The sequence below is a fragment of the Hahella ganghwensis DSM 17046 genome, from assembly GCF_000376785.1.
Lineage (GTDB): Bacteria > Pseudomonadota > Gammaproteobacteria > Pseudomonadales > Oleiphilaceae > Hahella > Hahella ganghwensis.
In genome coordinates, this window is the sequence record NZ_AQXX01000134.1 from 76,385 (window position 1) to 98,829 (window position 22,445).

The 22,445-nt window shown below is 50.7% G+C and carries 18 protein-coding genes; 8 read left to right on the forward strand and 10 right to left on the reverse strand.

Going from position 1 to position 22,445, the window contains the following annotated elements; translation table 11 throughout:
- Positions 1-113 precede the first annotated feature (113 nt).
- The 3 genes from zipA to F566_RS0123320 all read left to right on the forward strand — a co-directional run bounded on the left by zipA (position 114) and on the right by F566_RS0123320 (position 6,388).
- Positions 114-1,364, forward strand: a complete 1,251-nt coding sequence (gene zipA, locus F566_RS0123310; protein ID WP_020409445.1) for a cell division protein ZipA — start codon at positions 114-116, stop codon at positions 1,362-1,364.
- A gap of 116 nt (positions 1,365-1,480) precedes the next feature.
- Entirely contained in the window at positions 1,481-3,514 is a 2,034-nt protein-coding gene (ligA, locus tag F566_RS0123315; protein ID WP_020409446.1) for an NAD-dependent DNA ligase LigA, read from the forward strand.
- A 270-nt stretch (positions 3,515-3,784) separates the two neighbouring features.
- Complete coding sequence (locus F566_RS0123320; protein WP_020409447.1) at positions 3,785-6,388, forward strand: hypothetical protein; 2,604 nt, start codon at positions 3,785-3,787, stop codon at positions 6,386-6,388.
- A 29-nt stretch (positions 6,389-6,417) separates the two neighbouring features.
- Here F566_RS0123320 and F566_RS0123325 read toward each other — a convergent pair whose 3' ends face one another.
- Genes F566_RS0123325 through F566_RS0123335 form a run of 3 tightly spaced genes read right to left on the reverse strand, consistent with a single transcriptional unit; the run spans position 6,418 to position 9,565 of the window.
- On the reverse strand, positions 6,418-7,026 hold the full coding sequence (locus F566_RS0123325) for a CBS domain-containing protein (RefSeq protein ID WP_020409448.1): 609 nt from the start codon (positions 7,024-7,026) through the stop codon (positions 6,418-6,420).
- A gap of 53 nt (positions 7,027-7,079) precedes the next feature.
- Entirely contained in the window at positions 7,080-8,996 is a 1,917-nt protein-coding gene (gene mnmC, locus F566_RS0123330; protein WP_020409449.1) for a bifunctional tRNA (5-methylaminomethyl-2-thiouridine)(34)-methyltransferase MnmC2/FAD-dependent 5-carboxymethylaminomethyl-2-thiouridine(34) oxidoreductase MnmC1, read from the reverse strand.
- A complete protein-coding gene (locus F566_RS0123335; protein WP_020409450.1) occupies positions 8,993-9,565 on the reverse strand; it encodes a peptidylprolyl isomerase in 573 nt (190 codons plus the stop codon). The genes mnmC and F566_RS0123335 overlap by 4 nt, the downstream gene beginning before the upstream one ends.
- A gap of 421 nt (positions 9,566-9,986) precedes the next feature.
- Between F566_RS0123335 and F566_RS0123340 the strand changes: the two genes are divergently transcribed.
- The 3 genes from F566_RS0123340 to yaaA all read left to right on the forward strand — a co-directional run bounded on the left by F566_RS0123340 (position 9,987) and on the right by yaaA (position 12,023).
- A complete protein-coding gene (locus F566_RS0123340; RefSeq protein WP_020409451.1) occupies positions 9,987-10,742 on the forward strand; it encodes a cyclic di-GMP-binding domain-containing protein, MshE-related in 756 nt (251 codons plus the stop codon).
- A gap of 241 nt (positions 10,743-10,983) precedes the next feature.
- Positions 10,984-11,259 carry a glutaredoxin family protein gene (locus F566_RS0123345; protein ID WP_020409452.1) on the forward strand — a complete coding sequence of 92 codons (276 nt, stop codon included), beginning with the start codon at positions 10,984-10,986 and terminating at the stop codon, positions 11,257-11,259.
- Complete coding sequence (gene yaaA, locus F566_RS0123350) at positions 11,253-12,023, forward strand: peroxide stress protein YaaA (protein ID WP_020409453.1); 771 nt, start codon at positions 11,253-11,255, stop codon at positions 12,021-12,023. The genes F566_RS0123345 and yaaA overlap by 7 nt, the downstream gene beginning before the upstream one ends.
- A gap of 37 nt (positions 12,024-12,060) precedes the next feature.
- Here yaaA and F566_RS0123355 read toward each other — a convergent pair whose 3' ends face one another.
- The gene (locus F566_RS0123355) at positions 12,061-12,822 is read right to left on the reverse strand and encodes a substrate-binding periplasmic protein (protein ID WP_083921163.1); all 762 of its coding nucleotides are present in this window, start codon (positions 12,820-12,822) and stop codon (positions 12,061-12,063) included.
- A 424-nt stretch (positions 12,823-13,246) separates the two neighbouring features.
- Here F566_RS0123355 and F566_RS0123360 point away from each other — a divergent pair, with 424 nt between their 5' ends.
- Both F566_RS0123360 and bioA read left to right on the forward strand, forming a co-directional pair.
- Complete coding sequence (locus F566_RS0123360) at positions 13,247-13,447, forward strand: DUF2788 domain-containing protein (protein WP_020409455.1); 201 nt, start codon at positions 13,247-13,249, stop codon at positions 13,445-13,447.
- Positions 13,448-13,588: 141 nt separating this feature from the next.
- Entirely contained in the window at positions 13,589-14,872 is a 1,284-nt protein-coding gene (gene bioA, locus F566_RS0123365; RefSeq protein ID WP_020409456.1) for an adenosylmethionine--8-amino-7-oxononanoate transaminase, read from the forward strand.
- Between the two features lie 11 nt (positions 14,873-14,883).
- On the opposite strand, the gene F566_RS0123370 is transcribed toward bioA, so the two are convergent.
- From F566_RS0123370 to F566_RS0123395, 6 genes are all read right to left on the reverse strand, one after another.
- Complete coding sequence (locus tag F566_RS0123370) at positions 14,884-15,756, reverse strand: substrate-binding periplasmic protein (protein WP_020409457.1); 873 nt, start codon at positions 15,754-15,756, stop codon at positions 14,884-14,886.
- 444 nt (positions 15,757-16,200) lie between these two features.
- Entirely contained in the window at positions 16,201-18,003 is a 1,803-nt protein-coding gene (locus F566_RS0123375; protein WP_157497031.1) for a BatD family protein, read from the reverse strand.
- Positions 18,003-19,913: a vWA domain-containing protein gene (locus F566_RS0123380; protein ID WP_020409459.1), complete on the reverse strand. Its 1,911-nt coding sequence runs from the start codon at positions 19,911-19,913 to the stop codon at positions 18,003-18,005. Before F566_RS0123380 ends, F566_RS0123375 begins: the two co-directional genes overlap by 1 nt.
- Complete coding sequence (locus F566_RS0123385; protein WP_020409460.1) at positions 19,913-20,980, reverse strand: vWA domain-containing protein; 1,068 nt, start codon at positions 20,978-20,980, stop codon at positions 19,913-19,915. Before F566_RS0123385 ends, F566_RS0123380 begins: the two co-directional genes overlap by 1 nt.
- Positions 20,974-21,444 carry a DUF4381 domain-containing protein gene (locus F566_RS35745; RefSeq protein ID WP_020409461.1) on the reverse strand — a complete coding sequence of 157 codons (471 nt, stop codon included), beginning with the start codon at positions 21,442-21,444 and terminating at the stop codon, positions 20,974-20,976. The genes F566_RS0123385 and F566_RS35745 overlap by 7 nt, the downstream gene beginning before the upstream one ends.
- Positions 21,441-22,385 (reverse strand): DUF58 domain-containing protein, encoded by a 945-nt coding sequence (locus F566_RS0123395; protein ID WP_020409462.1) that lies wholly within the window; start codon positions 22,383-22,385, stop codon positions 21,441-21,443. Before F566_RS0123395 ends, F566_RS35745 begins: the two co-directional genes overlap by 4 nt.
- Positions 22,386-22,445 lie beyond the last annotated feature (60 nt).

A 22,445-nucleotide genomic window follows, 5' to 3' on the forward strand; every position in this document is an offset into this window, starting at 1 on the left:
ATTGTAATGGTGTCTGGAATTGAATAAATTATGTCGCCAGAAGCGACGAAATTAAGGCGATACAGGGCCGAAAGGCGATCCACGAAAACGCTTTTACCGAGGTAATTTAGGGAATGGATAATAGTTTACGGGAATGGCTGGTCATTCTCGGTGTCCTAATCATAATCATCGTTGTGCTGGACGGTGTTCGCCGTGCCCGGCGTGCCCGGCGCGACTCGATGGAAATTTCCCAGGGCATGGGTGGGAATTTCGAAAACACTCCTCTTGACGATGGATTTAATCCGGAACTCCCCGGCAGTGGTTTCAGAGTTGTGCGAGAAGGCAAGGACAGTCGCCATCCGGATCAAATGGACGATGAACGTCAACAACGATCGCCCTATGCCGACCTGGAAGAGGATGATTCTGAAGAGGAATATGCTGAAGACCGCTATTCACAAGAGAGCTATTCACAGAGAGGCTACTCTCAAGAACAGTCTCAGGATCGGTACTCCCAGGACGACGATGTCGAAGAGAATGCTGAAGAGTATGTCGAAGAGCACTATGCATCGAAACCCAGGGAGCATGAGTACATCCGCGAAGAGCATGAAGAGCCCTATTTCTCGGAAAAGGAATCCGAATACTACAGTGAGGAGCCTCTGAGGGCTGATCCCCAGTGGGAGGATCAAAGCGAGGCGGTAGAACCAATGCCGCCTGAATATGCTTCGTCGCGGGATGAGGAAGCATACGACTCGTCTGAGCTGCATGCTGAAGTAGAAGACAAGCCGGTGCGGGCTGAAGAAAAGCACAATGACTTCAAAGATCGTTTCCTGAAAAAAATATCCACCAACATGGATGCCATTCAGGAAAGTCTTCATCAGAAACACCAGAAAAGCAAAGAGAAGAGTAAAGACAGGAAGGCCAAGCGGCAGGAAAGCCGTAAATCCAAAGACAATAACAGGGAAGAAATTATTGTCGTCAACGTGCTGGCCAAAGCGCAGGAAGGGTTCGAAGGCTCGAAACTCAGGCATTTGGTGGAAGCTTGCGGAATGCAGATCGGCGAAATGTCTATATACCATCGCCATGAATATGATTTCGATAAAGGGCCGGTACAGTTCAGTATGGCCAATGCTGTGAAGCCTGGAACCTTTGACAGGGACATGGATGAAAGTACCACGCCAGGCGTGAGCTTTTTTATCAGACTGCCTGGCCCTGATGACAGCATGCAGGCATTCGATTATATGATCGAAACCGCCCAGTGCATCGTCAGAAATCTGGACGGAGAGCTCAAGGACGAAAACCTGAGTGTCATGACCAGCCAGACGATTGAGCATTGCCGTCAGAGGGTTCGGGAATTCGAGCGCAAGCAACTATCTTCCAAGGTGTAAAAAAGCTTTTTTACCAAGAGCTATTAAAGAGCATTCTTTCAAGGCGTGGTTAAGAGCTTTCTGGAGTACATACAGAGAGCTCTTAAACATTAGGCTTCCAAGGTTTAGGACCATTCATGAGTCAAGAGTTTCAAGCGGCTTCAGAAGAAGCTATGGGCCTTCGTGCGGCCATCGAAGACCACAACTACCGTTATTATGTGCTGGATGATCCCAGCGTTCCTGATGCCGAATATGACCGGCTGATGCAAAGACTGCGTCAGTTGGAAGCCAGGTTTCCCGATCTTATTACACCGGATTCGCCAACCCAGCGGGTGGGGGCAATGCCCTCAGATAGTTTCGAAACGGTAGAGCATCGGTTGCCGATGTTGTCCCTCGATAATGCGTTTGAAGAGCAGGATCTGTTGGATTTTGATCGTCGTGTGAGGGATCGTCTCAAGCGGGAGGAGGAAGTCGTCTACTGCTGCGAACCGAAGCTGGATGGTATTGCTATCAGTGTATGGTATGAAGACGGACGTTTGATACGTGGTGTGACCCGGGGGGATGGAACCGCGGGAGAAGATATCACGCCCAATGTGAAAACCGTGGCAAACATTCCTTTAAAGCTGCGAGGGGAAGGCTATCCGGGAACTTTGGAAGTCCGTGGAGAGATTTATCTGCCGCGGGCGGCATTTGACGCCTATAACAAAAAAGCGCTGGAAAAAGGCGACAAGGTTTTCGTCAATCCGAGAAATGCCGCTGCAGGGAGTCTGCGACAACTTGACCCGAAAGTGACTGCCACCCGGGCTCTGGAAATGTGCTGCTACAGTGTCGGCTTTGTGGAGGGTGGAGAACTTCCGGGGTCACAACGCCAGATTCTGGAAAAGCTGAAGGAGTGGGGGCTTAAAATTAACCCTCTCACAGAACGAGTCACGGGTGCCCAGGCTTGCCTGGAATACTATCGCAGCATCATGCAGCAAAGGGACGGACTTGCTTACGACATCGATGGTGTTGTATTCAAGGTCGATGACCTGGCTCTCCAGGAAGCTCTGGGATATGTTTCCCGGGCACCGCGCTGGGCAATTGCGCACAAGTTTCCTGCTCAGGAGGAAATGACCGTTCTGGAAGCGGTGGACTTTCAAGTGGGGCGGACTGGTGCGGTGACGCCAGTTGCGCGCTTGCATCCCGTGTTTGTGGGTGGTGTCACGGTGAGTAATGCCACTCTGCATAATATGGACGAAATTCGACGACTAGACCTGCATGTCGGCGATAGTGTGGTGATTCGCCGGGCGGGGGATGTGATTCCCCAGGTCGTCAGTGTGGTACCTGAAAAACGGCCGCAGAACGCGGCGGTCATTCAGCGTCCTGAAACCTGCCCTGTATGTGGTTCTGACATCATCCAGCTTGAAGGAGAGGTCGTTGCGAGATGCTCTGGTGGGCTTTATTGTGCTGCCCAGAGAAAAGAAGCGATCAAGCACTTTGCTTCAAGGAAGGCGATGGACATTGAAGGTTTGGGCGACAAACTGGTGGATATTCTGATTGAGAAAGAATTGATCAGTACGCCGGCATCGCTGTTTACACTTAGAGTGGCGGATATTGCTGCATTGGAAAGAATGGGGCAGAAGTCAGCGGAAAACCTGATTAAAGCCCTGGAAAAAGCCAAGTCCACGACGCTGCCCCGGTTCATCTTCGGGTTGGGTATTCGCGAGGTGGGGGAGGCAACCGCGAAAACACTCGCCAATCATTTCGGCTCTTTGGAAAAGCTGCAGCAAGCCACCATTGAAGACCTCGAAGAGGTTTCCGATATCGGGCCGGTCAGTGCCGGGCATATCAAGAGCTTCTTTGAGCAGCCTCATAACCTGGAAACCATCGAGGAACTGAGGAGTCATGGCGTCCATTGGCAGGATATCGAGCAGGTAAGCCGGGAAGGGTTGCCGCTGGATGGACAATCCGTTGTTGTGACCGGTACTTTGACAAACATGACCCGTGATGAAGCCAAGGACCTGTTGGTCTCTTTGGGGGCAAAGGCGGCCGGAAGTGTCTCTGCCAAGACCAGCTTCCTGGTGGCCGGTGAAAAAGCGGGTTCCAAGCTCACCAAGGCCGAGCAGCTGGGAGTTCAGGTATACAACGAAGAAGCATTTCTGGCCAAGGTCAAAGAGTGGAAAGGTGAATAGGCCTGCCAGTCTGAGATTGTAGAGGCTGTGAACCCCATAGGTGTACCTGAAAACTGTTGTTGCGAACTGCATGCAGTTTTCAGGTTTAGCCCTAGCCTTTTGTACAGGTGAGGGTGTTAGCATCATTCTATGCTCCTCTTATACCTTTCCATGTTTCTCATATCACCTTTCTATGTGACCCGGGTTTGGTTTCAGACACCCGGATATGGTTACAAAAAACAAACTTTTATAAGATTCTGTAAAAATCTATAACAAGATTGCAGGATTTCTATGTGTCGATTCTCAAGGATCAGCCTTTCAGGTGTTGTTTCGCTGATATTCGTTTTGCTGGCTGGGTGTGGTTCACAAGGCGAAAGCGATGTATTGCCTATCCGGATTCTGGGATCGATTCCCGGAGAGGCCTATGTGGGAGTCGAGTACTATTACGAAGTGGGCGTGGATGGTGGCGATGGGAGCTTGAATTACAGCCTGACCAATGCGCCGGACTGGCTGGAAACCGATCTGATTGATAATGCCTTGCGCAGAGGCGTGGTGCTTCGCGGTATTCCTGGTGCGACTGGGGCGGACGATACCTTCAATGATTCTGACACCATCATACTCAGTGTCACCGATGGCAATACCGTGGCGACGGTGGAATTCGGTGTTGAAGTCAGTCAGGTCAGTTTCAGTGATATCAGCGGTTCTATCGATGAGGGCGACAAGGGAACATTTCCGGAGGATAAAGTCGATAGTAACGGCAATGGTGTTATAGATGCCGCCGATGACACTGAACCGGGCCGGGTCTGTATGCAGGATGCTGATGGCAATGATCTGTTTACCGATGACGATATTGATTATTTCGTTGAGAACCAACTTGATCCAGATGCCTGGGATGGCAAGAAAGTTCGACTGGAGTTCCTGCCAGTGATTTTGAGCGACCCGTTCTATCTTGATGTGCTGGGGTCGTATTCACTGGTAGATCTGAAGACACAGAGCGGGGCGGATTATCTGGAAACCGTTCAGAAAACCAATGGCGACAGCGTGACGGTCAAGGATGGAAACTTTTCTATACCGGCCGGTGAAACCACCTGTTATATCATGTTGTTTGTGGTGGATGATCTGATCGCTGAAGATGATGAAAACTTTGGCATTGATCTGGAAATTGACCAAGTGGGAGAGCTGGATGCGGATGTGTCCAGTCGCGCCACGATCACGATCGAAGACAATGAACCGATTGTTTCCTTTGCTGTTCCCAAGGTGGCCGTGACAGAGTCTTCTGCCGGACGCACCATCACCATACCTGTCACCGTAACACTGGACCGGGTACCTGAGCAGTCAGTCTCGGCCGAATTTGAGGTGTTGACCATCAACAGCGGTGATGCTGATATTGATACCGGCGCCAATGACGACCTTGTCATCACGCCTTCCAATTACACCGTGCAGTTCGCTAAAGGGATTACCGAAGCCCGGATTTTTCTGAATGCGCCGGACAACACCAGTGGTGATGATGGGGACACGGATGAATTTCTGACCCTGGGGTGGGTGGATACGGATACTGTCCGGGCTTCAGAATCCACGCTCAAAGTCTACGTAAACGAGTGGTTGTCCGATGTTAACGTGGCCATGGGTGCCAATGCTGAAGTGGTGGAGGCCTATACTGACGACAAAGGTGATGTCTATGTGGGTTATCGCAACTTCGATAGCAGTTCGAACGCGGTGGCCAATATTATACATCTCAGCCGTACTAGGGGCCTGGTGGTGGACGGCAGTCTGGGAGACTCACTACTGCGAGCTCTCACTATCCAACAGGATGACGTCAATATCGTGCTCAATGATTTCGGTATTGATCGTTATGACGTTTCCAACGATGAAATCATCAACCTGTATGTGGTGGCGACAGTCGATAAGGTGATCGCATCAGCACCCAGTGGAAGTGATTTTACTTTGGGCGGGGATGATATCCTGGTGCAGAAATACGAGAATGTGAACGGTGTTGGAGACTTTGAGCTGGTCTGGGAGCGCCAGATTGGTACCAGTCAGGACGATTTTGCGGAGTCCTTGTCCATTGATGGCGAAGACAATATCAATATTGTAGGAGGAACCCACGGAGGTTTCCTTGGAGGAACCAATGCCGGCGGGATTGATGGCTTTGCCATGAAGGTCGATTCCAATGGTGAAGTGACCAGCGTGGTACAGTACGGCACCGATCTGAATGAATACCTGAATCATGTAGCACAGGACGGTCCCAGTAATTTCTCTACCTTTGCTATCGTAGAGCGATCCTCAAGCGATCGTGGTGACAATATTCAGATGCGTTCCTTGTCCAAAGATGGGTCCCTGCGCCGTTCTGCCGAATACGGGTCCGACGCCGATGATGAAGTCAATGCGGTCAACCCGGCTCCTACCGGGGCAATCCTGGCGGGGGCGACCAAAGGTGCGATTCCCCGGTTATCAAGCAACAAAGGGGGTTGGGATGCTTTCCTGGTGTATCACCGGAATCTTTCCGAAATTACTGCTGTTGAACAGTGGGGAAGCAGTGGTGATGATCGGACGTTGGACGCCAAACAAGTGGAGTCCCAGGTCTATGCTTCCGGCTTCAGTACAGGAGATTTGTTTGGCGATAATGCCGGCGGCGAAGATGGTTGGGTGGTGCGTTACGATATCGTGGACAACGAAGAGTTGGACATCGAAATGTTTGAAGAGGTCTGGGCACATCAGACCGGTTCATCCGGGAATGAGCGTCTGGTGAAAGTCATGCCCACACTGTTCGGAAAAGTCTTTGGTGTGTCCCAGGAGGAAGTCGGGGGAACCAATTACCTGAAGATCGAAAACCTGTCCGTGGTGGACGGTATCAGCCATTATGCGGAATGCCGTGAGAGTACTGACGGCTGCTGATCTAAATAAAGAGGCGGGTTTAAAGTGCCCTAGGCCCAGACTTCCAGCTCAAGATCTGCGAGAGATTTCAGAATATCACTGGTGGTGAGTATGCCGATCATCTGACCGGCACCGTTACGAACGATCGCGGCATTGGTATTCTGGTGCAGCATTGCCATACAGGCTGTGGCTACCGGGTTTGAACCTTCGATAACCAGATAGGGAGTGCAGATCGTTTCGACTGTGGTGGAATCGTCTAGTGTGAGAGAGGCTTTCAATAGATCGTTTTCGGCAAGAAGACCGATAATCTCCTCATCCTTGGTGACTGGTCCGTGCTTGATGCTGTGTTGGTCCATGAAGGTCAGTGCGTGCTGAATTGACCAGTCACTTTGCAGAAGCAGTACCGGACTGCTCATGATGGCGCTGATCCTGGGTTGGTGCCTCCGTTCCGTTCGGGGCGACGACGCGGCAGTGTCCTGTTCGGATGTGTCGCCAGGCTCAAGCTGGTTGTAGTAAAGCTCAGTATGGGGGCCAGCATCAGCAACCCCGATCGGATGCATCGCGGTGACACTGTCCAGCTCTTCCACGGTCCTGATTTTCGGGTCCACCCTTAGCGGTGTCACTACACGGCGCCCGGAATCCACCACATATACAGACATAGGCTAATTTGCCTCTTTAGTCAGTCCCTAGGGTCTGAAACGACCACAGACCCCTAGTTTCCCTTATTGAACCGGTCCGGAGCAAGTCGCTTTAATAGCGAATTTTCAATAGGCAGTGGGACGCCCTCAATCATATCCGCGATGATTTCACCTGCCAAAGGCGCAATAGCCAGTCCTTTTGAGCCGTAGGCAGTATTCACAAAAAGCCTTGGTAGTTGGCCCTCCACGGAGTGCCCGCTTTTAGCAATTACTGGTCCTATCACCGGCAGATAGTCAGGTAATGCACACCTGACTGCGGCCCGTCCCTGGATATCTGACTGCACTGGGCTGATAGCCTCAAACAATTCCTCAGAGATTTGACGGAGCTTGTTAAGGTTTTCCTGATTGTCTCCTGTTGTGACGTCAGTCGCTTCGGAATTTGGATGAAAGGAGGCCCCGAAAACGATTTTATCCTGTACCGCTGGTAGAGCGTATCCATCACCACAAATGACTTTTTTAAGTGGATAGGAAAGTGGGGGCGAATCCTTTTCTGTGGATTCCCGATAGGTGTGCAGGTAACTGATTTGCCCTCTGATGGACTTGAACGGCAAATCCTGCAGCAGGGGATTCTGGTTGCTGTTGTGTCCTTCGGTCAATATCAATGCGTCAGCCTGATACAGTACCCCGTTGTGATCAAGAATCTGCCATTGATCATTTAGAAAGTTATAGTCCGTAATATGGGTCAGAAACCGAGTGTTGATGTTGGGATGATCCAGAAGGTGTCGGCAAAGTGCCTGTGGGTTTACCCAACCTCCATTGGGAAAATGCAATCCGCCTTGCGATAGTCTTGTGTTCGCCAGACGGCTGGCTTCATCTGCAGTTAATGGATAAACAATGTTGTCTGGATAATCGGTTTTTTTAACAAACTTGTGTTGCCTCTGTGCTTCCTTGGAATTAAAAGCCAGCTGAATTACGCCACAGGCGGACCAGAGGTGTTCCGGTAGTTGTAAAATGTGCTGAAAGCTGCGTTGGGCAAACAGGTAGTGGGCCAGATGAATACGGGTATGTGGGTTCCAGTCCACAGCAGGTTTTATGTAAAGAGCGCCTTGTGAATTACCCGATGCGCCAGCGCCAGGTTGCTCGTGCTGTTCCAGGACAGTGACCTGGAAGCCCCGGCGTGCCAGAGTTGAAGCGGTCATTGCACCAGCCAGTCCGGCACCAATGATGGTTATCCTGCAGGATGTGGCCAGACCCCTGCTGATCGGAGCAGTTTCTGCCGCGCCCATATGCCCAACGGTCATGTCTCTTTTCTGGCCAAAACCTTCGGTCTTGGAAACATTGAAGCCGCATGCGGCCAGACCACGCCGAATAAAACCGGCAGCAGTAAATGTGGCAAAGGTAGTGGATTCAGCGGAATGGGCGGCAATGCCTGCAAACAGCTCGTCAGACCACATGTCCGGATTCTGTTTGGGAGAAAATCCGTCGAGAAACCAGGCGTCGGCTGTGAAATTATGAGATTTCAGCCACTTGAGTACGTCGCCGTGGTAAACCGTTAAACTCACCCGATCCTGTTCGAACTGGCAGCGATGGGTTCCCATTACCGATGGGGGTAACTGGCATTGAAGCTGCCTGGCATAATCTTCAAGATCAGGCCATACCTCATGACTGCGTATCATATCGGCAAGCTTCAGCGGGAATTTTTCGACTGAGACAAAGTGCAGACTGGCATCCTTTGGTGCGACTTCGGCCCAGATCTGCCAGGCAACAAGAAAATTCAGGCCGCTGCCAAATCCTGTTTCGGCAATGACAAAGCGGCTACCCGGGGGAAGAGACTGATATCTCTCCCTTAACCGGTTACCGTTGATAAACACATGTTCTGTTTCTGCTTTTCCATTCAGGCGGGAAAAATAGACGTCCTGGTACTGGTCCGAGACTGGCGTACTGTCATCACTCCAGTCGATACTGGCTTCCTTGATTCCTGGGGGCTTCATGAGGGTTGTTCAATCACCACGGTCTGTATAACGATTGGGACTTCCGGCAAATCCGTAAATGCACCTTTGCGAACGGTTTTGGTGTTGGCAATTTTATCGACCACATCCATTCCTTCAACCACTTTCGCAAAAACAGTGTAGCCAGACCGGCCGTTCTGGTAATCAAGGTAAAGGTTGTCGACGACATTGATGAAAAACTGGGAGGTCGCCGAGTTTGGTGCGCTTTTCCTGGCCATGGCGACAGTTCCCCGGACGTTGGAAAGTCCGTTGGAAGATTCATTTTTGACAGGAGGCAGCGTGATTTTTTCCGCCAGTTGCTGGTCGTAACCACCACCCTGGATCATAAAGTCAGCGATAGTGCGGTGAAACACCGTGCCATCATAGAAACCCGCATCCACGTATTTCAGGAAATTATCGACAGTCTCAGGAGCCTTATCCCCATCGAGCAGAATTTTAATGTCGCCCTGATTGGTCTTGATTATAGCAATAACCGAACCTTGAGCGTGACTGAATGTGGACAGGAAGCAAGTGGCGACAAACAACGTAGCAGCGATCAGAAACTTATTCATTTACACCTCTTGGATCAATAAAAGCAGGAAACCTGTACAACCCCTCTACAAATCCTCGATTCTCACGCCTCCAAAATCCGTTGTAAAGCATTCCTCTCCGGGTCCGTGGACTGTTGCCCTTTTTTGTTATGTTTTATCAACCCACCATACTCACTTCGAGGAGTGAACGTCATGGCTGGTAGTAAACGCTTCGTTTTTCCTGTCGGGCAACCCTGATAATAGAGGCTTTTACGCTCAAGAGAAAAGCAAAACCAGCAGGATTTTACCCTTTGGCGAAAATTGCTACAAAATTTAACGTTCCAGGGCCCGTTTACCGTTAGTTATATGAAAAGTGACAAAAAATAACGAGTACCGGCTGTACAAAATTCAATCCATTTTCCATGCTTAGAAAACTACTCAAATACTACTCTGGAGTGTCGCTATGGCGGTGCATAAAAATTCGCTTGAAAAATCGCGTCTCGGGCGTCTGCTCGTAAATCGTGGATATATCACCGAATCCCAACTGAATGAAGCTCTGAAAGAGCAACACCTGCGCGAAATGCGTCTGGGTGAATTGCTGATTGAAAAAGGGTGGATCTCAGAGAAAGAACTCTCTCGCACACTGAAGCATCAAAGTCGTTATCGTTATGCTGCCGCTTTTGTCGCCATGGCTGTGACGCCTCTGCAGCCATTAGTCGCCTTTGCCGCCACAGCGCCGGTTCAGGCTGTCCCTGTTAAACAGGTGGAACATTCCCAACAACGGACTAAAGGCCTGCGTCCGATGGATGAGTCTGAGATGGGAGCCGTCAGTGCGCAGGGGATTCAGCAGGACGTGGTGGATATTTTCACCCGTCTGCAGGAGGCCCAGGTCGATGAAGAAGCAATGAAAAAGTTTGAGGAAGAAGGTGGACTGGACGGGGTTGAAGTCATGGGTTCAATTGGAAAAATCTTTTTCCCTATCGCCAATGTGCTGGATGCGGATGTGGAAGTTGAGGGTGTCCAGATAGAACCTGACCGCGTCAAACCCTTGATGACCGAAGACGGCTATTTCAATGTCACATTGCCAAACCGCATAGAAAGGGTAAGTTTTAACAATATCCGTCCTATGGGGCAGGTGGGTGGTGCCACGATGGGCAGCGTGCACCTGGAAGGTATTGAGTTCAGCGACGACGCCTATATTCGCATCCGCACCTATTGATTAGTCTGGTTCCAGATCAGTCAGGTTTATTGATGTACCTGGCTGATATGATCTGCTTGTCCATCAAATTCAGGGCTATGTGGCTAGCACAGGGCTGTCCCCCAGTTTTAACAGCATATAATCCGAGCCGGTAGACCGGTTATCAGCTACATCCCCTTTGCTCGACCCCGAAACCTCACAAGTTGTGAAAATGACCTGATGTGATAGCATCCCCTTTTTTGAATTCTGGAATCGCTCTGAAATGACGATTGATCTCATGTTGTATGGAACTCTTGGCTGTCATCTGTGTGACGATGCACAGGGGATTATCAACGAAGTTCTGGAAGCCAATCCGGCTATCGCCGACATAGTCTTTCTAAATTATGCGGATATCAGCGAATCAGACAAAATGATGACTCTGTACGCTGAACGTATTCCCGTACTGGGTTGTCGTCAGAGTGAAGAAGAGTTGAACTGGCCATTTGATCATCAGGCCTTTGTGGATTATTTGAACAGTATATTGAGGGCTGCATGTTAACGGTTGTATCTCCTGCCAAGACTTTGGATTACGAATCCGATATTCCTTCTGTTGAATCTACCGTCCCCGCATTTCTTGACCACAGTCTTGAATTGATTGATGTACTGAAAGGCAAGGAGCCCTGGGAATTGTCTGAAATGATGAGTATCAGCAGTGACCTGGCCACCTTGAATGCCAATAGATATCAGCAGTGGTCCGTACCCTTTACGATCGAAAATGCCAGGCCAGCCCTGTTTGCCTTCAAAGGGGATGTGTACACAGGCATTGATGTCGAAACCCTTAGCGAAGAGGATTTGCAGGAAAGCCAGAAGCGCCTGCGTATTTTGTCTGGTCTTTATGGACTGCTGAAGCCTCTAGACCTGATGCAGCCTTATCGGCTGGAGATGGGCACTCGTCTGGTGAACCCTCGGGGAACCAATCTCTATCAATTCTGGGGAGACACGATTACCGAAACGCTCAACGATGAGTTGCAGGAAAAGTCTGATCCGATCTTGGTGAACCTGGCTTCTAACGAGTACTTCAAGTCTGTGAAACCCAAGAAGCTGAATGCTCGGGTGATCACTCCTGTATTCAAGGACCTTAAAGGGGATAAGTATAAGGTCGTGAGTTTCTGGGCAAAGAAAGCCCGAGGTCTGATGGCCAGGTATATTGTCCAGAATAGGATTGACGAGCCGGAAGGATTAAAGGATTTTAACGAGGAAGGGTATCGTTTCCGGGCCGAAATGAGCCAGGGTGATGAATGGGTGTTTACCCGCGATCACTAGCGATCCATCTGATAATTCAAGCAACGCTCAGCAAACCCTAATGAGCCATAAAGTGCTCTGCCGGCTTACCCGGCAGGGCAAAAAGATCCTGTAACTCTCCCGTTTCCCGCATGGTCTGAAGGGCGCTCTGAATCGGTTCGATTAAGGCCTTGTTGCTTGAGGCCCGTGAGAAGTACAGGACTGCCTGGGCGCTTCCCAACACCAACAGCGGCTGAAACATCAGCGGATTAATGCGTTCGTTTTTAAGGCCGTGATATAACGCCTGATCTGTGCCCACCATACCAGTTATGCGGTTGGCAGACAGCATACGTAGCCCTTGACCCATGTCCAATACTGGGATCTTGTTAATGCTGGTGTTGGTTTCAAAAGCTTTTCCGTACAGGGAGCCCCGGATATAACCCACCAGCTCCCCTGCCATATTGTCCAGACTTTGAACTTTCGGATGACTGGTTCTGGCCACCATGATGATATCCATATTCGTCACCACTCCTATAGGTAGGCCAATGGAGTCTGAACTGGGGCCGGCGAACATGACAGCGAAGTCCACTTTACCTTTTCTGATTTCATCAATGGTTCTGGGATAGGGGCGGAGATTATTGATGATGCGGATGCCGCTGATTTTGCCAAGGCGTTCCGCCAGTACTGACAGTAGACCGGCAGGGTGTCCCTGAGGGTCTTCAAGACCCCAGGGCGGGACCTCTGCAGTGGAGAAACAGGCAACAGGTTCTGACGCAGAAGCCAAGCTTACGGCCAGAGCAAGGCCCATTCCCGTTAGAAGACAGCGGAAAGTCGGACTCATATTCAGGTAATTTCGCTTTTATTATTGTTTGCACCACTTCAAGAGCGGGACAAAGCTCGTGCTACTGTTATTGGATTTAGCTGGTGTCAGGGAACTTCTGAATATCTTCGGCGACGCCGCAATGGCTACGCAGGCAGTTTTTCACTGACTCCTTAGCTATTATCCACCCCCGGCAGCGGGATTGGTTCAAATCTCTCATGGAACTTTAAGTGTATAACATGAACCAGTCTTTTGTTTAACTGACAATGGTCAATAACGCGCTTCTTTGTTGTATTTTTGTGAGCCGTTAACCTTCTGAGTCGAAAGTAATTTCGACGATCCTCTATTGTTTATAGCTGATTGATATATAAAAACCTCGTAAGATTCTGTTTACTTATTAACCGTTGACCGTATAATGGCTCCCGATTTTTGGGAGGAGAGACTAATGACTGTTGAGCAATTTGAGAATATCAGCCTGGTCGTTCTGATTACGGCTCTGATTGGTTTCATGGGTTTTATCGTTCTGGATCTGGCCAAGAAATCCAAAGCCGGTAAGTTCGGTACCATGGTGCTGTTTGCTGCTCTTGGCATGGGAGCTTTGGGCTTTGTGATCAAAACTGTGCTGGTCGAGGTACTGAACGTATAGTCGGCAATCAGGCACGTTAAAAAAACCGAACCTGTTGAGTTCGGTTTTTTTATGTCTGCAGAAAAGGTTTAATACGCTATTCAAGTATGACTTTTTAAGAGCAGGTCTTTACTAAACGTTCACCATAAATACGGGAAATACATGCTGACTCCAGAAGAAATTGTTCGCATCGACCAGGCCCACTGCTGGCATCCATACTCCTCCCTGATCAATCCACCACCGCTGTTTCCAGTTGAGAGTGCCTCAGGAGTCAGGTTTAAACTGATGGACGGTCGTGAACTGATCGACGGCATGGCCTCTTGGTGGTGTGTCATTCATGGCTATAACCATCCGCGAATTAATGAAGCCATTACCCACCAGGTTGAGCAGATGTCGCATGTGATGTTTGGTGGTTTAACGCATGAACCCGCAGCGCGGCTGGTTAAGCATCTGGTGGATCTCACGCCGGAGGGACTGACTAAGGTGTTCCTGGCCGATTCTGGATCTGTATCCGTAGAGGTTGCCATCAAAATGGCGATCCAATACTGGAACTCACAACAGAAGCCAGAGAAGCATCGTTTGATAACCGTGCGTAACGGCTATCACGGTGACACCTTTGGCGCCATGGCAGTGTGTGATCCGGTGAACGGGATGCATCATCTTTTCAGCGCTGTATTACCCCAAAATATTTTTGCGCCTGCACCACCGATGGGTTACGACCGGCAGATAACCGATGAAGACCTGAGTGAGTTGAGAGAATTATTTGAGCGCCATCATCATGAACTGGCGGCGATGATTATTGAGCCGATTGTGCAGGGGGCGGGAGGTATGCGGATTTATTCTCCGCAATACCTGAAAGCGGTTCGGGAACTGTGTGATGAGTTCGATGTTCTGTTGATAGCCGATGAGATTGCGACAGGGTTTGGTCGTACTGGCAAGATGTTCGGCTGTGATCACGCGGATATCTGTCCAGATATTATGACTGTCGGCAAGTCGCTCTCAGCCGGTTATATGACACTGGCGGCAACATTGTGTACTGACAGGGTGGCAGATGGGATATGCCGGGGCGAGGCTGGTGTATTTATGCACGGGCCGACTTTCATGGGGAATCCTCTGGCCTGTTCAGTGGCAAACGTCAGCATTGAGTTGTTATTGGAAAAGGACTGGCAAGCTGACATCGCCAGGATAGAAGGCATTCTCAAATCCCAGTGGGCGGATGCGATGAAGATCGAGGGAATCAGGGATGTCAGAATTATAGGCGCCATTGGCGTGATTGAAATGGAAGAGCCCGTGGACATGGCGGTTATCCAACCCCGGCTGGTCGAAGAGGGGATTTGGCTGCGGCCATTCGGGCGACTGATTTATACAATGCCGCCCTACGTTATCTCTGATGAGGATCTGATCTACCTGTGTCAGAAAACTCTGGAGGTGATTCGGGAACTCTGATCCGTATGCACCTAGCATTCATCGGCAGCATGTAGAGAGCTGTAGCGATCAACACATTGTTCGTACAGCTCTTCCAGCCCCCAGTTTTTCAGGATCGCCATATATTCTTTGGACGCTTTGAAATGTGCCAGACTGCGCCGGACAGATTCGAGTACCTGGTCAGCGGTATTGATGTTGGTGGCCAGATAATAGCCGTTGGATAATTCAGAGAGTGCATATACCCGACGCAACCGGTTTTTTGGGTTGTCTCCCTGGGAGCGGGCAATATGGTAGGCCACGGCGTCAGGAATCGGCCAAAGATCAATTCTTCCGGCCTTGAGTTTGAGGTAGTTTCGGGTGTTGGCATCTTCACCGCTCAAGCGGTCAAAGTGGCGGACATCGAATCCTTTGCTCAACAGATATACTTCCCTGGCATCGTTAACAGTTGTACCAATGCGATAGCGTTTCATGTCCTCCAGAGTTTCCACCTTAATATCCTGGTTACCTTGCAGGGTGAAAACACTGTAGCCCGCTGGCACGATCTTTCCGACCCATTTGAACAGGCCTTCCCGCTCTTTCAGGCGGCTGATCGAGTAGATGAAAGTATTCTGGTGATCCAGGGTTTCCCGGTAACTTCTGGTCCAGGGGTAAACATTCAGTGTATAGGCCAACCCTGTTCGATTCATGACTTCACGGATGATCCGGGTTGATACACCGTCTACGGTTTCATCGCTGGTGTAATTGTAGGGAGGGAATTCTTCCGTATAGATGCTAATCGCGTCTGCCTGTGCCCAGCCACACGTGCAGTAAATCAGGGCAAAAAACAAGATGTTTCTGATGTGGTAAACCTTGCTACGGTGTTGAAATCTTCGGCTTTGGGCAGGTTTCGCGTCAGGGTAGGACATGCTAGACCCCTTGAGGCTCATTCTTGGTTTCTACGGTTACGTGTTAGGCAATACATCGCCGGTGAACTGGTATCCAAACCATTAGAATAAGTAACAGACTATTGCGAAACTCGACCAAAAGGAATACGCAGTTATCCTTTTGGTGAATTTACCATCAGTATTTTTACACAATCAGGTATTGCTGATATTCAATCGGGTACTTCGGTTTTTCAGGTGTTTTCGCTTATTCAGTGATATCCGCTATCCGCCAGATTTTATCCATCAAACTTCTATGATCAGCAAGTCTTAGTCTCAAAGTTTCGGCCACCATTATCTATCCGATGAAATTCTCAGCCTACAAGCTCGATCTGTCATGCTCATTCTGACAGGCCTGACTTTACTGGCCCTATCTATAATAGATAGGGCCTCAGCTAATGGGCATCAGGCACTTCTTCAGTGAGATTTTCAGGTCTCTGGATACAAAGGTTGTAGTTGATTTGTATGTCGCTGTTCAAGTTTTGCCTGGATGCTTTTGGCCATACTCAGAACCTGGCTGGCAAGCTCAGTCACCTCGGCAGCTTTCTTCTGCCCTGAGGACGGATCAGCGTTCTGGCCATAGTGAAGTCGCTGGATGTCATTGAGTAATGGACGGGCGCCGTCATGCAGGGCATCGCATTCGCTAACGGGAAGAATTTTCCGCTGTTGCTGAAGCCAGTTGAGAAACTGTTCCGGAAAGCGAGGGTCTCCGGATGCCGCTAATTGCTCCAGTTTCTGCAGACTAATGCGTTCGTTTGGTGCAGGCGTTGGTTTGGGGGATTGGTCATTGCCAATCCTGTTTCCGGGCTTTTTCCACCATGCCCAAAGAGTCAGCAACCAGAGAAGCAGGAAAATGGCAGACAATACCTGCCATATCAGACTGCTTTCTTCGCCCGTATTCAAGGTGTCTTTTCCGGTATTCAAAGAGCCGTTGGGGCTTGCAGGACTGGTTGTTTGATGTTGTTCAAATTCCGGGCTCGACGGCTGTGTTTGCGGTCCCTGCGTCGGTTGGTTTCTGGTGGTAGGCGCGCCGGTGACTGTGATCGTTCTGCTGGGAAGAATGGCAACCCTTTCTTCATCATTTACCACATCCCACCAGGGAATCCGAACTTCTGGAAGGGTATAGACGCCTGGCTGCAGAGCTACGATGGCCTGTGTTTCTTGCCGTTGCCCGGTCACTCCGGCGGAATGCTCTTCGGTGTCCAGGGGCTCAGGTTCCGGATAAACCCGTAGTCCGTCAAGACTCTCGTTAGGAAGTGGGGGGAGTTGTACGCCTTCCAGTCCCAGTGCCTGAAGGGAAATGGTGCGCGTCATTGAATCGCCGGTTTTCATTTCTCGTGCCGGATCACTCCAGACATCTCGAATATTGAGGCTTTGTGCCGGCAGCCAGTTTTTGCCCGAAAAGCTTGATGGTGGCGCTTTAACGTTGATTTTGACGGACGGCGAGGATTCTTTGGAATAGATCCGGCGCCCGATTCGACGCTCCATTAAAGTCCCCGTAAAAATCAGGGAGGGAATCTCCATCTCACCGGCTTTCTGTGGAAACACAACATATTGCCGTTCGATTACATTAAAGCGTCGGGTGCCCACATAGCGGGAAAATTCTTTCTGTTTTCCTATCTGTTTGAACAGCGCATCAGGGTGATCCGGGTGTTGCAGTTCGCCTCTGATCAGGTCCTGGCTGTAGAAAAGCCTTACTTTATAGATGGCCTGCTGCTGAACATAGACTTCCGATAAGTCGATTTCGGCCTCAAGAAACACGTCTTTTTGCTGGTTGGGGATATCCTGAGGGCCGGTGAGCACTCTGATTGAGATCGGGGAAGACTTTTTATTCTCATACTCAATTGCAGGAATCGTCAGCTCCCCGCTACGCTTGGGTAATAATGTGTAGTCCCAGGTGATCACGGAATTGTTCTGATTGTTTTCGATCTGAACCCGATAACTCTGACGCCGGTCGAGGATCTCAAAGTCTTTTTCCAGCGCACTGATGTCCGGTTGTGGTATAGACAGACTATTCAGACTGAAGAGATCCAGCGTGGAAGAGACCTCCAGGGTACTGGTGACTGTCAGTTGCAAGGATTCATTCTCCTGGACCTCTGTCCTGTCCACTTCAGCTCTTAAGTCCGCCCAGGCGACGCCAGAAAACACTGATGCCGAGACTATCAGCCATAGTACGGCGATGATTTGTTGCCGGAAGGATCTTCGACTCTCCACCAAAACTTGTTTACCCATTACCATATTGTTCGACCGTTGTTGTCGTTTGACTGCCGCCTGTTATTCGATTGATGTTGCTGAAGAAATTTGCGCCTGAGCAGGCCGCCGGGATCATCAGGAATGCGTCTTAACCATTGCTCGGTCTGCTGGTCCTTCAGGCTGGCCTCATCTGCCAGAGTGGCGCTTTGTGAGGACTCTTCATTGGCTTGAGACTGCTCTGTTTCATTTTCAGGTGAGGACAATGCCTGTGATTGTTGCGCTTCTTTTTGAGATTCTTCCTCATTCCCATTATCAGCCTGCTGGTTCTCGTGAGTTTGCTGATTCTGCTCATCAGTCTGAGAGTCGGAGTTTTGGTCGGGCTGAGACTGCGCCTGTTGGTCACGCTGCTGCTGGGCGTCGGATTGGCTTTGCTGCGATTGGCTGCCTGCCTGTTCATTTTCCTGCCCACCCGATTGTCCGGAGGTGTTTTCATCTTGAGATGACTGGTTTTGAGATGGCTGGTCTTGCGAGTTGTTATCCTGACCGTTTTGTTGTTGGTCCTGATTCGGTGAATTTTTCGATTGTTGTTGCTGCTGTTTAAGAAACTGCTCAAGTTTTTCTTTGTTGTCACGGGCGGCTTCGAAGTCGGGGGCTTCCTTCAAGGCTCTTTCGTAGGCTTTAAGTGCTTCTTCAAACTGTTGTTGTTGTACTAGTGCATTACCCCGGTTGAAGTGAGACTGTGGGGTATCGACTGACGCAAATGCCTTGGCCGCTTCCTCATATTCACCTGCTTTGTAGTGAGCCATTCCTCGCCATAGCGGATCATTGAAGAGCTGGCCGGCAGTTGCATAATCCTCTTGATTGTAGGCTTCCTGCGCCTGTTGGTCCGGCGTCTTCCAAAGGTCCTGCCAATCTATGGCGTAACTGTTGTCAGGATAGGTAGTTATCACTAATGCCAGCATGATGGTGATACCTGAACGGCGATACTGCCACAAGGCCAGCACCATGATAGGGAACAGCAGCCAATAACCTGCGTCATGCCAGTCGAGTGACGTCTGGCCGGAGCCATCGTCGGAGGACAGAAGCAGCTCCTGGTCAGGAAGAGTGTAGCGGATATCACGATTATCCAGTGTTAACTGGGTAAATCGTCCGCCGGAATTCGTCGCAATAGTCTGCATGTCCGCAAAGTTAGGCCTGGCGACGACAATTTCATTGTTCTGTTTGATGAACCCCCGATTGGGAATCGGGATCGGGCCGCCATCTGCTGTACCGACCCCAATGACAGACAGCTCTGCGCCGGCTTTTTTGACAGCGTCTTCAATGGTGGGAATATCACTAGGCTCTATGCCATCTGTCATCAGCAATATTCTTCCCCGGCGGGACCCTGTCTGTTCCAGAGCCTCAACAGCCTTAAGTACGCCGGAAGCCGCATTACTGCCGAGCTCGGGCATAATGAACGGGTCCAGGGCCGGAATCATGGCGCGGAGGGTATCAGAATCTTCGGTTAACGGACTAACGACATGTGCGCTGCCTGCAAAAGCGACCAGTCCGGTTTGTCCTTCGCGACGATACTGAACAATGTCATACAGTTTTTGCTGTGCTTTTTTCAGGCGGTTAGGGGATTGATCGGTTGCCAGCATGGACAGGGACAGATCAAATACGATGACCACAGGATCTTCCTTCAACCCTGTCGGTGTTTCCTGCTGATACCAGGTAGGGCCTGCCAGCGCCAGAATGGCCAGCAGCAAGCTGGTTGGCCACAGCCAGGTAAGCACCGAAGTCTGCTTGCCGGACTGGCCAGTGGAGAGCGCCTGCAGGAACTCCGCCGGTAGAATCTGGTTCCAGGAATTGCTGCGACGGGCCTTTTGCCTCAGTACCCACCACAACACCAGCACCAGCGGTAAAAACCAAAGCAGCTCAGGGCGAAGAAAGTGAAACTGGCCAGGCATTACTTTCCTCCTTTTGCTGATTGTGCTGTCAGTCCGGCTTCAGTGGAGCCAAAGTGCTTTGAGATTCGTGGGTGGGAAAGAATCCAATTAATCGCCCAGAACATCAGGAGGAATACCATCGAGAATGCCAAAGGCAATGCATAATACTCCGTGGTGGGGCGGTATACCCGTTGATCCTGCTCAATAGGCTCCAACTGGTTGATAGATTCATATATCAACTCCAACTCACCGGTATTGCGGGCGCGAAAATATTGTCCGTCGGTTTTGTCTGCAATACTTTGCAATAGCCTTTCATCCAGGTCTGATGAGGGGTTTTCCTTGCGGTAACCAAAAATCCCGCGGCGAAGCACTTCGTCTGCACCAACACCAATGGTATAGATTTTTACGCCGGCTTCTGCCGCCAGTGTCGCGGCTTGCTCCGGGCTGACTTCGCCTCCCGTGTTGGCACCGTCAGTCAGCAGGATCAGTACTCGCGAATCGGCCGGTCGTTCACGTAGCCTTTTGATGCCCAGTCCGATGGAATCACCGATAGCAGTGGCGTTGCCGGCAATACCGAGAGTTGCTTCATCCAGCAGTTGGGCGACGGTTGTCAGATCGAACGTCAGGGGGACCTGAATGTACGGCTGTGCACCGAACAGAATCAATCCGACCCGGTCTCCCTGTCGTTGGGTGATAAAATCCGTCACGACGGATTTAACCACTTCCAGGCGGGTGGCCTGATAGCCTTTCAGAAGTAAGTCAGTTTCCTGCATGCTCGGGGATATGTCCACGGCGAGCATCAGGTCCCGGGCCTCGGATTTCACCGGGATGGGGTCTCCCAGCCATTGGGGTCGGGTGCTGGCAACGACAAGAAGCAGCCAGGCCAGAGTCGCCAGCAATTTCAGCCAGCGGGGTTGACCATTTCGGGCAGTACGTTGTCCCCCATACCCGGCAAGCGCTGATCTGGCCTGGTCATAAAAGGGCACGTAAACGGCGGTTGAGTTGGAAGCGTCGGGTTTGGTGCGCTTTCGGATCAACCAGGGCAGGGGGATCAGAATGAATAACCAGGGCCATGCAAAAGTCAGCACTTTAGCCTCCTGATCCAGTCCTGGAGTTTGACATACTGGTCTCTAGCCTCTTGTTGAGTGGTCTCAACGGGTCGGTAGAGTAAATGACAGAAACTGCTCACCTCACTATGGTAACGAGGGGGGAGTTTTTTCATCAGGAATTTTTGCCAGGATTCAGCCGGCATTGACGCAGTGTGGGTGTATCCTAATTGCAGGCAATGGCGTTTCAGCACCAGATTGGCTGCATGCCTGAATCCCGGATAGTCTTCTCTGGCGCTATGCACTTGCCAGCATTTTTCCAACGCTGTCAATGCGCGTCTGCGATAGGTTCTGTGTCGGCGGAGACGAATGAGCCAGTATATTCCCAGGGCTAACATGAGTAGTGCCAATACCAGCAACAGCCACCAGCCTGGGGCGGGAGGCCAGGCAGATATCGGAGAAGGTTCTATGACGTCGTTCAGTTGAAGTTGCTGTACGATGCTCATGAGGCAACCCCGGTTGAAGCAATTGAGCTGCGGCTGCTTTGCTGTAACAGTAGCAAGGTTTCGGCGGCATCTTCCTGGGTGGATATTCGGGCGCATCCCATTCCCAGGCCGGCAAATTTGTTTACGATGTCTTCCTGCCACTGCTGGAATTGTTGTTCAAATCGATACTCCAGAGCCTGGTCGTCGGTATTGATTTCCAGTTCGTTAATGCCGTCCGTCAGGCGAAAAGAGCCGGGAGGGAATGAGGCCTCAAGTGGGTCGTACACCTGAAAGGCCAGGAGCTGGCAATGACGTTTCAATTCGAACAACAGCTTTTCTGTCGTGCTGTCAAACTGTCGCCAGTCGGATATGAGAAAGCACTGGCTGCCGGGCCGGGCGATTCGTCGCAGTTCCACTAAAGCGTCATTCAGACCAAACTGCCGGTTTCCGTCTAAGGGCAGCTTCAGTTGGTTGTTAAATTCGTGCACGCATTCCAGTAGTCTTAACGCCTGCCTTGGGTGGCGAGAGGGTTTGATTTCCTGATGCCCGAAATCTGAAAAGACCACGCCACCGATGCGGTCGCCTTTGTTCAAACCGGCCCAGGCCAGTAGTGAAGCAACATCAGCTGCAGCGACCGATTTGAACGCCTTGTCGCTGCCGAAAAAGAGATTAATGGACTGGTCGACAAGAATCAGTACCGGGCGCTCCACTTCTTCATGAAACACTTTGGTATGGACTCTGCCGCGACGGGCGGTAACGCGCCAGTCAATGGAGCGTGGGTCATCTCCGGGCTGGTATTGGCGATGCTCGGAAAAATCAATGCCACGTCCGCGAAAGCGGGAAAGATGGGTGCCCGCCAGCTGCTGAAGCTTTCTCCTATCGAAGCGCAGGCTCAATCGGGCCGCCGAAATTCGCAGTCCGAGGAGTTCCTCCAATGTCGTATAAACGCGATGTGGTCGCATATTGTTCCAGGCTGTACAGAAATTTATACCAAAACCGTTGTATTCTAGTCTGATTCAGTC